This is a genomic window from Desulfovibrio sp. SGI.102 (genome assembly GCF_050314315.1).
Lineage (GTDB): Bacteria > Desulfobacterota > Desulfovibrionia > Desulfovibrionales > Desulfovibrionaceae > Desulfovibrio.
In genome coordinates, this window is sequence record NZ_JBNPNC010000008.1 from 57,735 (window position 1) to 69,587 (window position 11,853).

Genomic DNA, 11,853 nt, shown 5'->3' on the forward strand with positions numbered 1-11,853 from the left:
CGCTATGCTTGCGGGATGGATACGCGATTGGGAAACTTGCTGGAACAGGCCGGACTGGCCTGCAACAGTACGGAAGCTCCGGCGGCGGAGACCGCTCCCGGAGCCGAAGAGGAAAGCCACGGCCTGACGGCCTACACGCCCTTCATCTCCGTGCGGGCCTGCGGCCGTTTGTGGCGCCTGCAGCGCGCCGCCGACCTGGAGACCCTGTGGAACGCCATGCTGGACGATCCGCAGAACTTCGAGGACGAACGCCTGCCTTACTGGACGGAACTGTGGCCGTCCAGCATCGCCCTGTGCCGCTGGCTGGAAGAGCGCCGCGCCGAGATCGCCGGGCGCCCCTGCCTCGACCTGGGCTGCGGCCTGGGGCTCACGGCCATGGTGGGCCAGTGGCTGGGCGCGCAGGTCATCGGCATGGACTATGAGGAAGAGGCCCTGCACTTCGCCAGCCTCAACGCCCGGCACAACGGGGTGTCCTCGCCCCTGTGGACCGTCATGGACTGGCGGCAGCCCGCCGTGCGGCCCCGCAGCATCTTCCGCCTGTGGGGCGGCGACATCATGTACGAAAAGCGCTTCGTGGCGCCGGTGATGCACTTTCTTTCCCATGTGCTGGCCGACGACGGCGCGGCCTGGGTGGCCGAGCCCGGGCGCGGCGTGTACGAGGCCTTCTTGCAGGCCCTGCACGGCGGCGGTCTGGAAGGGCGGCGCGTGTTCACCGAGCGTGTGGAACCCCTGTATGCCCAGCCCGTGCCCGTCACGGTGGCCGTATGGGAGATACGCCGCCGCGTCCGGCCCGCGTAGGCCCGGATCGTGGGCCCTGGAGCCCTCCCGCTCCGGTAGCCGGCCCCCGTTGCCTGCGTGAGGGGCTTGTCCCCGCAAGGCATGCGGCAACATGCGCAGGCAGGGGCCTTTTGTATCCCTTGCTGCAGCGGCCCGGCATGACGGGCGCGCACCTGTGGTCGGCATCCGGCCTGTCCGCCCCTTTCCCGGCACGTTTTTTCGTGAAAGGCGCCGCTCCGGCGGGCAGGGGCGGGGAAAGGCCTCTGGATTTTCAGGAAGATTTTGCTAGATTCACCACCGGGCACCGCCGGACGGTGTCCCGGCCGCATGAGGCGAACAATGGGAAAACTGACACGTTTTGGTGTTTCTCTGGATGAAGAGCTGCTGGAACCTTTCGACGCCCTGTGCGCCGTCAAGGGCTACAGCAACCGCTCCGAAGCCATCCGTGACCTCATCCGCAAGGCCCTTGTGGCCGAGGAGTGGCAACAGGCCGACGGCCAGGGCGCAGGCACGCTGACCCTGGTCTATGACCATCACAAGAACGACCTGGCCCGCCGCCTGACCCAGATGCAGCACGACGAGCATGACATCATCATCGCCACCCTGCATGTGCATCTGGACCATCACAACTGCCTTGAGGTGCTCATCCTCAAAGGCGAGGCCGCCCGCGTGCGGGCGCTGGCCGACAAGCTCATTTCCTGCAAGGGTGTCAAGCACGGCACCTTCAGCGGTACAACTACAGGACAGGATCTCGCATAATGGAAGACGTGCAACGCCATGCCCCCAAGGTTCCCATCAATATCGACCGCGTCGGCATCCGCGGCATCACCGTGCCCCTGCTGGTGCGCGACCGCGCCCAGGGCAGCCGCCAGACCGTGGCCCGGGTGGACCTTGGTGTGGATCTGCCCGCCTCGTTCAAGGGCACGCACATGAGCCGCTTCATCGAAGCGCTGGAAGAATGGAACGACGAAATCAACTACCAGTCGGTGCGCCGCCTGCTGGCCACGGTCAAGGAACGTCTGGAAGCGCGCCGTTCCTATGTGCGCTTCTGCTTCCCCTATTTCGTGCACAAGCCCGCGCCCTCGTCGGGCATCAAGAGCATCATCTCGTATGAATGCCGTTTGACCGGCGAGCTGGACGAGAAGGGCCAGTCCTTCCTGCTGGAAGTGGACGTGCCCGTGATGACCGTGTGCCCCTGCTCCAAGGCCATCAGCCGCGAGGGCGCGCACAGCCAGCGCACCATGATCCATCTGGCCGTGCGCATGTCGGGTTTCAGCTGGATCGAGGAATTCATCGAGATGGCCGAGGCTTCGGGCTCGTCCGCCGTCTACACCCTGCTCAAGCGCGAGGACGAGAAATACGTCACCGAGCACGCCTTCGCCCAGCCCACCTTCGTGGAGGACGTGGTGCGCAACGTGGCCCAGCGCCTGACGGAGCACGAGCATGTGCGCTGGTTCCGCGTGGAAGTGGAGAGCATGGAATCCATCCACAGCCACAACGCCTTTGCCTGCATCGAACGCGACCTGCGAACGCAGGACGAACAGGCCTAGCCCACACCTGAGGAAGCCGGGAGAGCCCCGGCTTCCTTTTTTTGCACGATACTGCGGTCAAAAAATTTTTCCCAAAAAGTTTTTTACACTTGACAGCAGCCTGTGCTAATACTCTCAAGCCCAAGTTTCGTATGGCCTTGGGGCAGGGCAGGCTGTCCGGCCGTCGTCCTGTCCCCCTCAGGGACTGTCCCTTTGCCGGTGGCATGCGGGGCTTTTCCCTGCCGCCCGGGCCCTTCCCCCCGTTTTTGGTTGCGATTTCTTACCCCGGAGAAAGCATGCGTCTTGTCCCAAGACTGCTGATACCCCTTGCCATGGGCCTGCTGGCCCTGAGCGCCGGTTGCGCCTCCCATTCCGGGTCCGGCTCTTCCGGTTATCCTGAAGAATCCTGGTATGCGCAGCGCCAGCGCGCGGCGCAGGAAGCCCGCTTCCGCCGTTCCTATGAAGCCGTTTTCGATGAAAGCGCCGAGGAGGGCGGTCCCCGGCAGGCCAAGGCCGTGCAGGTGGCCCGTTCCGCCATCGGTACCCCCTATGTGCCCGGCGGGCGCAATCCCGGCGGCTTCGACTGCTCCGGCCTCGTCCAGTGGGCCTACAAGAGCGTGGGCATCAACCTGCCGCGCACGGCCCGGGAACAGTCGGCCGTAGGCAAGCGCATCACCCGCGTGGAAGACATGCGCGCCGGTGACATCGTGGCCTTCCACCATCCCCGCCGCGGCTACCACACCGGCATTTATGTGGGGGACGGGAAATTCGTCCACAGCCCCCGTCGCTGGACGCGCGTGCGCATCAACAGCCTTGACGACCCGTATTTCAGAACTACCTTCATGGGAGCCCGGCGCGTGGAAGGCAGCGACGCCTTCAGTGCCGAGGAACTGCGCATGGCCGCCTATGCCGAAGAGCAGGCCGTGCGCGAGATCTCGCACAGCCGCAGCAAGAGCAAGGCCGGTGTCAGCCAGAAGAGCTCGCGGGACAAGAAGAGCAGCGTCAAGAAGAACAACAGCCGCAACAAGAGCAAGAGCAGCGTCAGCCGGAAGGACAGCAGCAAGAAGAGCAGCGTCAAGAAAAGCAGTAGCAGCAAAAGCAAGAGCAGCGTCCAGAAAAAGAGCAGCAGCAAGAAGAGCTCCGGCAAGCAGGGACGCAATACCAAGAAATAGTCCGTCCTTTCGTCCGCAACGGGAGGGCGGCATGACCCGGGCCCCGGGCCCGGCATATACGGGAGTCGATCATGCTTCCTCTCATGAGCCCCCAGGATGTCAAAAGAAAACTGGAAGCCGGCGAGATCCGGCTCGTGGACATACGCGAACCTGATGAAGTGGAGTCCCTGCGCATCGAAGGCGCGGAGATCGCCCCCCTGTCGGTCATCCGCTGGCAGGATTTCCGCCCCGTGACGGACAAGCCCGTGGTCTTCACCTGCAACTCGGGCCGCCGCACCAAGAACAACAGCGACCTTCTGGAACAGCTGGCCGCCGGTGAGGCCTGGCAGATGGAAGGCGGGGCCACGGCCTGGGACAAGGCCGGTCTCCCTGTGGTGCGCAGCCGCCGCAGCCTGCCCATGTTCCGCCAGATCCAGATCGGCGCGGGCGGCATGGTGCTGCTGGGCCTGGCCCTGAGCCTTGCCTGGCCCCAGTGGCTCTGGCTGAGCGCTTTCGTGGGCGCGGGCCTGGTCTTTGCCGGGGTGACGGGCTTCTGCGGCTTGGGTCTTTTGCTGGCCCGCATGCCGTGGAACAAGAAATAGTCTCCGCGCAGACAGATTTTCCCAAAGGGGAAGGGCGCTCCTGTCAGGGGGCCCTTCCCCTTTCGTTCATATCCTTCATGATACACAGACGGCCCGTACGGGCGTTTTCGGAGGCGGCATGACCATCCCCTGCGCACTGCCCCGCAGCCTGCAAGCCTATCGTTACCATCCTGCGCCGTCAGCCTCTTCCCGTCCCGTGCGGGGACGGCTGGCCCCCAGCCCCACGGGCTACATGCATCTGGGCAATGCCTGGGCTTTCCTCCTGGCCTGGCTGGCGGTGCGCAGCGCCGGAGGGACGCTGGTCCTGCGCATGGAGGACATCGACCCCCAGCGTTCGCGTCCCGAATATGCCCGGGCTCTGGTGGAGGATCTGCGCTGGCTGGGGCTGGACTGGGACGAAGGCCCGGCCGTGGACGGTATCATCCCGGACGAGGGCGACATGGCGGAGCAGGGCCCGTGCGGACCTTATTTCCAGAGCGCCCGCGCGGCCCTGTATGATGCGACGCTGGATGCCATGGACCGTGCCGGGCTGGTCTATCCCTGTTATTGCACCCGCAAGGAGCTGCGCCAGCTGGCCGGAGCCCCCCATGTGGATGATGCCGGGGCCCCCTATCCCGGTACCTGCCGTCATCTGAGCCCGGAAGAACGGCGCCAGCGCGAGGCACAGGGGCGGCGTGCCTGCCTGCGCCTGCGCTGCCCCGAGGGACGTTTCCATTTTCAGGACGGCCTGCTGGGTGAGCAATCTTTCACTCTGGAGGACTGCGGCGGCGATTTTGCCCTGCGCCGTTCCGACGGCGTGGTGGCCTACCAGCTGGCCGTGGCCCTGGACGACGCCCTGATGGGCATCACCCAGGTGGTGCGGGGCCGCGACATACTGACGTCCACGCCGCGCCAGCTGGCCCTGCTGCGTCTGTGGGGCTTCGAACCGCCCGCCTATGCGCACATCCCGCTGCTGCTGGACGGACAGGGGGAGCGGCTGGCCAAGCGCCATCAGAGCCTGGGGGTGCGCGAGCTGCGCCGCCAGGGCGTCACGGCGGCGGAGATCGTGGGTGTGCTGGCCCGTCTGGCAGGCCTGCGCCCGGACATGCGACCGCTGGCGGCAGCCGAGCTGCTGGCAGATTTCCGGCTGGAGCGCCTGCCCCGGCAGGACGTCTGCCTACGGGACCTGCCCTGTGTGCCGGACTGGCTGCGGCCCCTGTGCCTGCTCTGCTGACGGGCGGATTTGTCTTTTATGAAAAAAAACGCTATCTTTAGCTTTTGAAATTTTCTTGCCCGTTGTCGGGCTGGAGGCAATATGAGCAAGGTTCTTGATAAGGCCTTTCTTGAAAGTGTGTTCCCTCCGGAACGCACTGAGGCTTTTTTCGACGCACTGTTCGGCGGCGCTGAGGAAGGCGCTTATGACATCGTTCTGGTCTGCCGCTCCGAAGGAGAAGGGAAGGCGGAACTGGCCTTTGAGCTGCATCAGCGTCCCGGAAAATGTCTTGCCTGCAATCTGACCTACGGACTGCCGCAGGTCTTCCAGCGCCATCCCATCCTCAATGTGGCGGGCGTGGCCCGTGCCGTGGCGGAAAAACTGGGTTGGCCCGGCGACAAGGTCCGCTGGTGGCTGGGCCATACCGAGGAAGTCAGCCGCAGCCTGCACGTCATCCCCCTGTATCTGGAAAGGACTGCGGACTGATCCCGGGGCCGGGCATATTTCCGCTTGACAGTCTGGCCATATTTTGACACAACAAGCCGTCCGCCAGCTTAGCTCAGTTGGTAGAGCAGCTGATTCGTAATCAGCAGGCCAAGAGTTCAAGTCTCTTAGCTGGCTCCATAAAAAATAAGCCCTTACGGAAATCTCCGTGAGGGCTTTTTTTGTGCCCATGTGACATCTTCCTGCCGGGCCTTTCTGTGAGGTATCCCGGCAGGACGGCAAATGATCCATCTTTTGCGCATGGTCATGACGCCAGATCTGGCCGGGAAAATGCCCGGTCAGCACGCCAACGAAACGACATTCCGGTTCAGACTATTCCCCGTTTGCCTTGGCGCATGACACGCCGTCCTGCGCCTGCTGTCGTGACCGGCAGGGACACTCGCGGCAGGCCCTGGTGGAAAGCGTGGATATGTTCGGTGCTTTCCTCACTGTCTTTGGACGGCAGGGACCGCAGGTGGAAAAAAGTGCTTGAGAGATGAAAAACAGAAACGGTTGTTTATTATAATCGGTCAATGATACACGCAGGATAACAAAAAAGAACAAAGAATTTTCACATGACCCGAGATCTGGAACGATCCCGCAGCAGGATGGGGCATTCACTGCCGGACAGTGTCATTGCAACCCTGGGAGGTACGTCATGCCAGTGTGTCCCACCTGCGGTTTTCCGGGAACGATCTATAAATGTGATGTTTGCGGTGATGTCCGTTGCAATGGTCATACGGTGAGCGCCGGAGGCCAGCGCGGCGCCTGCGGTACCAACAAAAGCCCCTTTGGAACGGCCAAACCGGCTGTGCCCAACGGCCGTTGCCATGTCTGTCGCAAGGGAAAGTACAGAAAAATCTAGCTGTTACTGTGGCCCTTGCGGGGCCGTCGATAGAAGAAGGCCGCATCCGGGAACGAGAGCTGCCGTGAGTTGCGTCGGCGTCCTGCCGGCGTGATGATGGCAAACGTTTTGCCTTGGCGCTATCGTCCTTCCGGACAGACTTTCCGGGCAGGACCCAGGCCCTGGTGCCGCGTCCTGCCTTTTTGTTTTTCTTTACTGTGTTCATTCTGTGGCAGCCGCTTTCCGGCTGGAGGGCGGTGACACATGACTTCGCCATGCGGTGCCGTGCATCAAGGAGATCGATCATGCTGGGAGCCATCATCGGTGACATGGTGGGCAGTCCTTACGAGTTCCATCCGTGGCAGGGAGCTGCGGAGGCCTTTCCTTTGTTTTCTCCCCGTTCCCGCTTCACGGACGATACGGTGATGACCGTGGCCGTGGCCCGCGGGCTGATGCAGGCCTATGGGCAGGAACAGGCCTGCCGGGAGGCCTTCATCGACGCCATGCACGAATATGGCCGTGCCTACAGCCGGGCGGGCTACGGTCAGCGTTTTTTTCGCTGGATCGTCACAGGCAGCCGTGAGCCGTACAACAGTTTCGGCAACGGTTCGGCCATGCGTGTCTCGCCCGTGGGCTGGGCCTGTGACAGTCTGGAAGAAACGGAACGCTATGCGGCCCTGAGCGCCTCCGTGACGCATGACCATCCCGAGGGCATCAAGGGGGCCTGCGCTACGGCCGCGGCCATCTTCCTGGCCCGGGACGGTGCCGGACGGGATGCCATCCGTGATTATGTCTCCTTCCGCTACGGATATGACCTGGATCGCAGCCTGGCCGAGATCAGGTCCGCGTACCGCCACAAGGAAAGCTGTCAGGAGTCCGTCCCTGAAGCCATCATCGCCTTTCTGGGAAGCCGTTCCTTCGAGGAGGCCGTACGCAATGCCGTCTGGCTGGGAGGTGACAGCGATACGCAGGCCGCCATCGCCGGAAGCATAGCCGAGGCCTTTTACGGCGGTGTGCCGCAGGAACTGCGGGAAGCGGCTCTGGCCCGCCTTGATGACCGTTTGCGCGGCGATGTGGCTGCCTGGTACCACTGGCTGTCGGAGCACCGGGGCATCCGGCTTGACAGGAAGACCGATCCTGTTCAGGAACAGAAGACAGCTGTATCCGCAACAGGGAGGGACATCATGGAGACCATGCCGAAAGCCGGGATGACAGGGCAGTGGGAAACAACGGTGGAAGAAGGGATGCTGGCCGCGCAGGTAGGCAGCGGCGAGGTCCGGGTGCTGGCCACGCCCATGATGATCATGGGCATGGAACGGGCCGCCATGGAAGCTGTGCGTCCCGGTCTGCCCGAAGGCATGACCAGCGTGGGCACCCGTGTGGACATCAGCCATACGGTACCGACCCCCTGCGGTATGAAGGTGCGCTTTGAGGCGAAATTGACGGCGGTCTCGGCCAACGGGCGCGGTCTGACTTTTTCCGTGGCTGCCTATGACGAGGTCGGCACCATCGGAGAGGGGACCCACGAGCGCGTGGTGGTGGACAGGGAAAAATTCCAGAGCCGGGCTCAGACCCGTGGCGGTCAGGGCTAGCACTGACCGTCAAACCGGACAGAAGTACCGGTGCAAAACAGGACGTTACTGACAGGGAGGGGCAGAGGCTCCTCCCTGTTTTTTGTTCCAGGAGAGAAGGGGCGGCTGGGCGTATCTTGCGCGGGAAAGTGTGGTTTCCTGGTGAATAAGGCTGTTCCTGTCTCGTCCTATCACTGGGCAGGTATCTTCAGCAGCCTGTAGTGCGGACAGGATGCCGGTGCGCAAGGCAACGCCAAGGGATGAGAAGAGGCTTGCCCGCACGTCTGGGGAAGGGTAAGCTCTACACGTCCTTCTGCGGGAGGAGAAAAAGCGCAGGCTGCAGGAGGAAAGCGGCCTGCCGGCGGCCAGGAGGAACCGTTCCGGGCCTCTGTCTTGGGCCAGCCCTGACCTGCAAGCTGTGGCGTCAGATTTGCCCTTTGTCGCGATATTGCGTACTTGTCTGGCAGCCGTCCTCTGGCCGCGGATGCCGGGGCGGATACGGCACGGCAGCCATCTGCCCTGTGCTGCATAGCAATGCTTCGAGGAGGCACCGTTGTTTTTTATCGGATCACTGACCTGCCTGAGCATCTTTCTGGCCTGGCGTCTGGCTGCACCCTGGTGCGCCCCCTTCCTGGCGGTCTGCGTGACAGCCCTGCTGCAGGTCCTTGCGGCCATGGGGGGCGTGTATCATGAAGTCCGCCTTGCTGTGGCTGTCCTCTCCTTCCTTTCCCTGCTGCCTGTCTGCCTTTCGCTGTTCACCGCGGGGGCGCCGCGGCGGCGCTATATGTGGACGGCCGCTCCCTCCTTGCTCTTCGCGGGCCTATTGCTCCTGTTCGCCTGGCATTATGCCGGGGCCAGGCTCGTCTATTGGGACGAATACTTCTGGGGGGGCTTCGTCAAGCATCTGGTGCAGGAAAACAGCCTCTGGGCCTGGGGCTCCGTCCTGCCCCGTCATGATTCGGTGCTGCTCTATCCCCCCATGGTCACCATCCTGCAGGCCCTGCTCCAGCCCATGGGGACGTTCTCGGAGCCTGCCATAGCCCTGGGCGAAGGAGCCGTCCTGCTTTCTGCCACCGGTGTCGTCATCCATCTGGCCCGGGAACGAGGGCTTTCGTCCTGGCCGGTTTGCTTCTGCGCTCTGCTGACGTTCGGCCTGCTGCGCTCCCTGGGGGCGCATGTGGACTATGGTTCCTACATCTTCGGCTATGGAGAAAGCCTGCAGACAGCATTCTATACGGCACTGGCCTTGCTGGTGATCTTCTCCTCCTGCCGGGACCGGCTGCTGCGTCTGCTCCTGCAGGGGGGCTGCGCTGTGCTCATCCTGTGTAAACCTACCGGGATATTGCTCGTCCTGTGTGTGCTGGGCGCCTTTGCGCTGCGGCAGTGGTTTGGTGTGTCAAGGCAAAGGTTCCATCATGTTGTGTGGTCGATCGTCAGCGTGGTCTGGCCGGCTGTCCTGTGCTGGGGGCTGTGGAAGGTCTATCGTGTCATCTGCATCACGGGAGCGGCCGGGGCAGATTTTTCTGCCATGGCCAATGCTTGGGGACTGGAGACCATTCTTGATGCCATTCCCATGTATGCCTGGGCGTTTCTGATGCGGCCTCTCGTCAGTATCCCTGCGATAGGGCTGCTGACGTTCGCGACCGGTACAGCCGTGTTGCTGCTCCTGGCCTGTGGAGGAAGCTGGTACCTGCTGCGCAAGGATCCCCAGATGCTTCCTCAGGGCAGGGGATTTGCCGCGCTTCTTTTAGCAGCAGGCTTTCTGGCCTGGGTAGCGGTCCATGCCTATGCGACCATGGCCTATATGGATGCGCGGGAGCTGGTTTCCGCGGCCAGTTATGAGCGCTACGCGGCCGTTGCCATGGGCCCTGTGCTGGTCGGGACGGTTTTTCTTTTCCTGCTGCGTGCTGTAAAACAGGGCCACTTGTGGCAGGCCAGGCTCGTACGCTTTTTCAGTGTGGCGCTCATGGTTGTGGTCGTGTGTTTTTCGCTGCAACGCCCTGCGGATATCCCCGGACATCTGGCAGAGATGGAGCAAGCCGCCCGTATCCTGCAACAGGCTACGCCAGAAGGGAGTTCTTGGTGGCTCGTGGCCGGAAAGGCTTCCTACGAGTATGGCATGATCTGCCGTTATCTGGTAATGCCGAAACGCAGAGCTGCCCGCGTGAGCGACATACTGGAATTCAATCCAGTGGGTTCCCTGGAGGAACGCCTGCTCGGTGGTACGCTACCTGCCGACCTGCGGGCCACGGCCCGACGGCAGAAGGTGGATTATCTGCTCCTGTGGCGCGTCCCTGCCGACTTCGTGGCGCGTTACGGCAAGGAGCTGGGTTTGTGTGAAGGTGAGGCGTTCCCGCTCCTCCTGCGTCTTGATGCCTGGCGTGAAGGGGAACGGGAGCTGCCTGAAAAGATCGTGTTGCCGGCAGAGCTTGGCCGGTAATGAGGGAGATGCGGTACGGCCGTGTCCCCATCGAGGGGAAATGCTATGGAACAGACCTGTGAACTGACTATCCTGATGCCCTGCCTGAATGAATCCGAGACGCTGGCCACCTGCATCATGAAGGCCAAGGCCTATCTAGAACGCTCCGGAGTCGACGGGGAAGTGCTGATAGCGGACAACGGCAGTACGGACGGGTCCCAGGAGATAGCCCGCGGCCTGGGGGCCCGGGTGGTGGATGTGGCGCAGAAAGGGTATGGCGCGGCCCTGCTGGGGGGGATCGCTGCCGCACGCGGCAAGTACACCATCATGGGCGATGCCGATGACAGCTACGATTTCTCCAGCCTTCAGGTCTTTGTGGACAAGCTGCGTCAGGGCGTGGATCTGGTCATGGGCAACCGCTTCAAGGGCGGAATCGCTCCCGGGGCCATGCCGCCGCTCCATCGCTATCTGGGCAACCCGGTCCTGAGCTGGATCGGTCGTTTGTTCTTCCGTATCAGCATCGGCGATTTCCATTGCGGTCTGCGTGGGTTCAACACCGAGGCTATTCGGCACTGCGACCTGAAGACCACCGGTATGGAGTTCGCCTCCGAGATGGTGGTCAAGGCCTCCCTTTACGGCCTCAGCATGGCCGAGGTCCCCACCACGCTGGCCCAGGATGGCCGCAGCCGTCCGCCGCATCTGCGTACCTGGCGCGATGGCTGGCGCCACCTGTGCTTTTTGCTGACCTATGCGCCGCACTGGCTGTACATGTATCCGGCGCTGGCCCTGATGGGCGTGGGCCTGCTGGGCGTGCTGCTCCTGCTCTCCGGTCCGCTGTCCGTGGGCAGTGTGACCTTTGCCAACAAAAGTTTCGTGACCTTTGCCATGCTGCTCATGCTGGGCATGCAGGTCATGGGGCTGGGGGTCGTGGCGGCCGGGCTGGCCGGTACGCATCTGCCGGGTCGCGGCGTCAGCCTGCTGGCGCGCCTGGCCTCCCGTGACAGGCTGGCTTTCGTGGCGCTGGCCTTTCTGGTGCTCTTCGTATCCAGCTATGGCTATTGTTTTTCTGCATGGTCCAGTGCCGGTTACGGGGATATGGCATCGCCCTTCGTGGACAATCTGAGCATCCTTGCCATCGTCTTCGGTGCCATGGCTGTTTTTTCCTTCATGCTGGCCTTCATCATCGCTGTGTGCAAGGAATTCGGCATGCGGCACTGATCCTGCCGCCAGAAGCTGTATGAAGGGGAGAACGCGGACGGAGCTTGAGCGGGCTTTGTCTGTCATC

10 protein-coding genes and 1 tRNA gene are annotated in these 11,853 nt (G+C 62.9%); all 11 read left to right on the plus strand.

Features of this window, described 5'->3' with window-relative positions; translation table 11 throughout:
• The first annotated feature begins 15 nt into the window (after positions 1–15).
• The 11 genes from ACQRCJ_RS03525 (at position 16) to ACQRCJ_RS03575 (ending at position 11,786) form a co-directional block, all read left to right on the plus strand.
• Positions 16–798: a class I SAM-dependent methyltransferase gene (locus tag ACQRCJ_RS03525; RefSeq protein ID WP_168934457.1), complete on the plus strand. Its 783-nt coding sequence runs from the start codon at positions 16–18 to the stop codon at positions 796–798.
• A gap of 318 nt (positions 799–1,116) precedes the next feature.
• On the plus strand, positions 1,117–1,536 hold the full coding sequence (gene nikR / locus ACQRCJ_RS03530) for a nickel-responsive transcriptional regulator NikR (RefSeq protein WP_006006341.1): 420 nt from the start codon (positions 1,117–1,119) through the stop codon (positions 1,534–1,536).
• On the plus strand, positions 1,536–2,327 hold the full coding sequence (gene folE2 / locus ACQRCJ_RS03535; protein WP_006006345.1) for a GTP cyclohydrolase FolE2: 792 nt from the start codon (positions 1,536–1,538) through the stop codon (positions 2,325–2,327). Before nikR ends, folE2 begins: the two co-directional genes overlap by 1 nt.
• Positions 2,328–2,602: 275 nt before the next feature.
• Entirely contained in the window at positions 2,603–3,478 is an 876-nt protein-coding gene (locus ACQRCJ_RS03540) for a C40 family peptidase (RefSeq protein ID WP_427799361.1), read from the plus strand.
• A gap of 71 nt (positions 3,479–3,549) precedes the next feature.
• Positions 3,550–4,059 (plus strand): rhodanese family protein, encoded by a 510-nt coding sequence (locus ACQRCJ_RS03545; RefSeq protein WP_006006353.1) that lies wholly within the window; start codon positions 3,550–3,552, stop codon positions 4,057–4,059.
• A 118-nt stretch (positions 4,060–4,177) separates the two neighbouring features.
• On the plus strand, positions 4,178–5,272 hold the full coding sequence (gluQRS, locus tag ACQRCJ_RS03550) for a tRNA glutamyl-Q(34) synthetase GluQRS (RefSeq protein ID WP_277347607.1): 1,095 nt from the start codon (positions 4,178–4,180) through the stop codon (positions 5,270–5,272).
• Positions 5,273–5,353: 81 nt separating this feature from the next.
• Entirely contained in the window at positions 5,354–5,737 is a 384-nt protein-coding gene (locus ACQRCJ_RS03555; RefSeq protein WP_168934455.1) for a hypothetical protein, read from the plus strand.
• 62 nt (positions 5,738–5,799) lie between these two features.
• A tRNA-Thr gene (locus ACQRCJ_RS03560) sits at positions 5,800–5,875 on the plus strand.
• Positions 5,876–6,883: 1,008 nt separating this feature from the next.
• Positions 6,884–8,170, plus strand: a complete 1,287-nt coding sequence (locus ACQRCJ_RS03565; protein WP_427799362.1) for a thioesterase, FlK family — start codon at positions 6,884–6,886, stop codon at positions 8,168–8,170.
• Between the two features lie 532 nt (positions 8,171–8,702).
• Positions 8,703–10,589 carry a hypothetical protein gene (locus tag ACQRCJ_RS03570; protein WP_304022717.1) on the plus strand — a complete coding sequence of 629 codons (1,887 nt, stop codon included), beginning with the start codon at positions 8,703–8,705 and terminating at the stop codon, positions 10,587–10,589.
• 45 nt (positions 10,590–10,634) lie between these two features.
• Positions 10,635–11,786 carry a glycosyltransferase family 2 protein gene (locus ACQRCJ_RS03575; RefSeq protein ID WP_302261245.1) on the plus strand — a complete coding sequence of 384 codons (1,152 nt, stop codon included), beginning with the start codon at positions 10,635–10,637 and terminating at the stop codon, positions 11,784–11,786.
• Positions 11,787–11,853 lie beyond the last annotated feature (67 nt).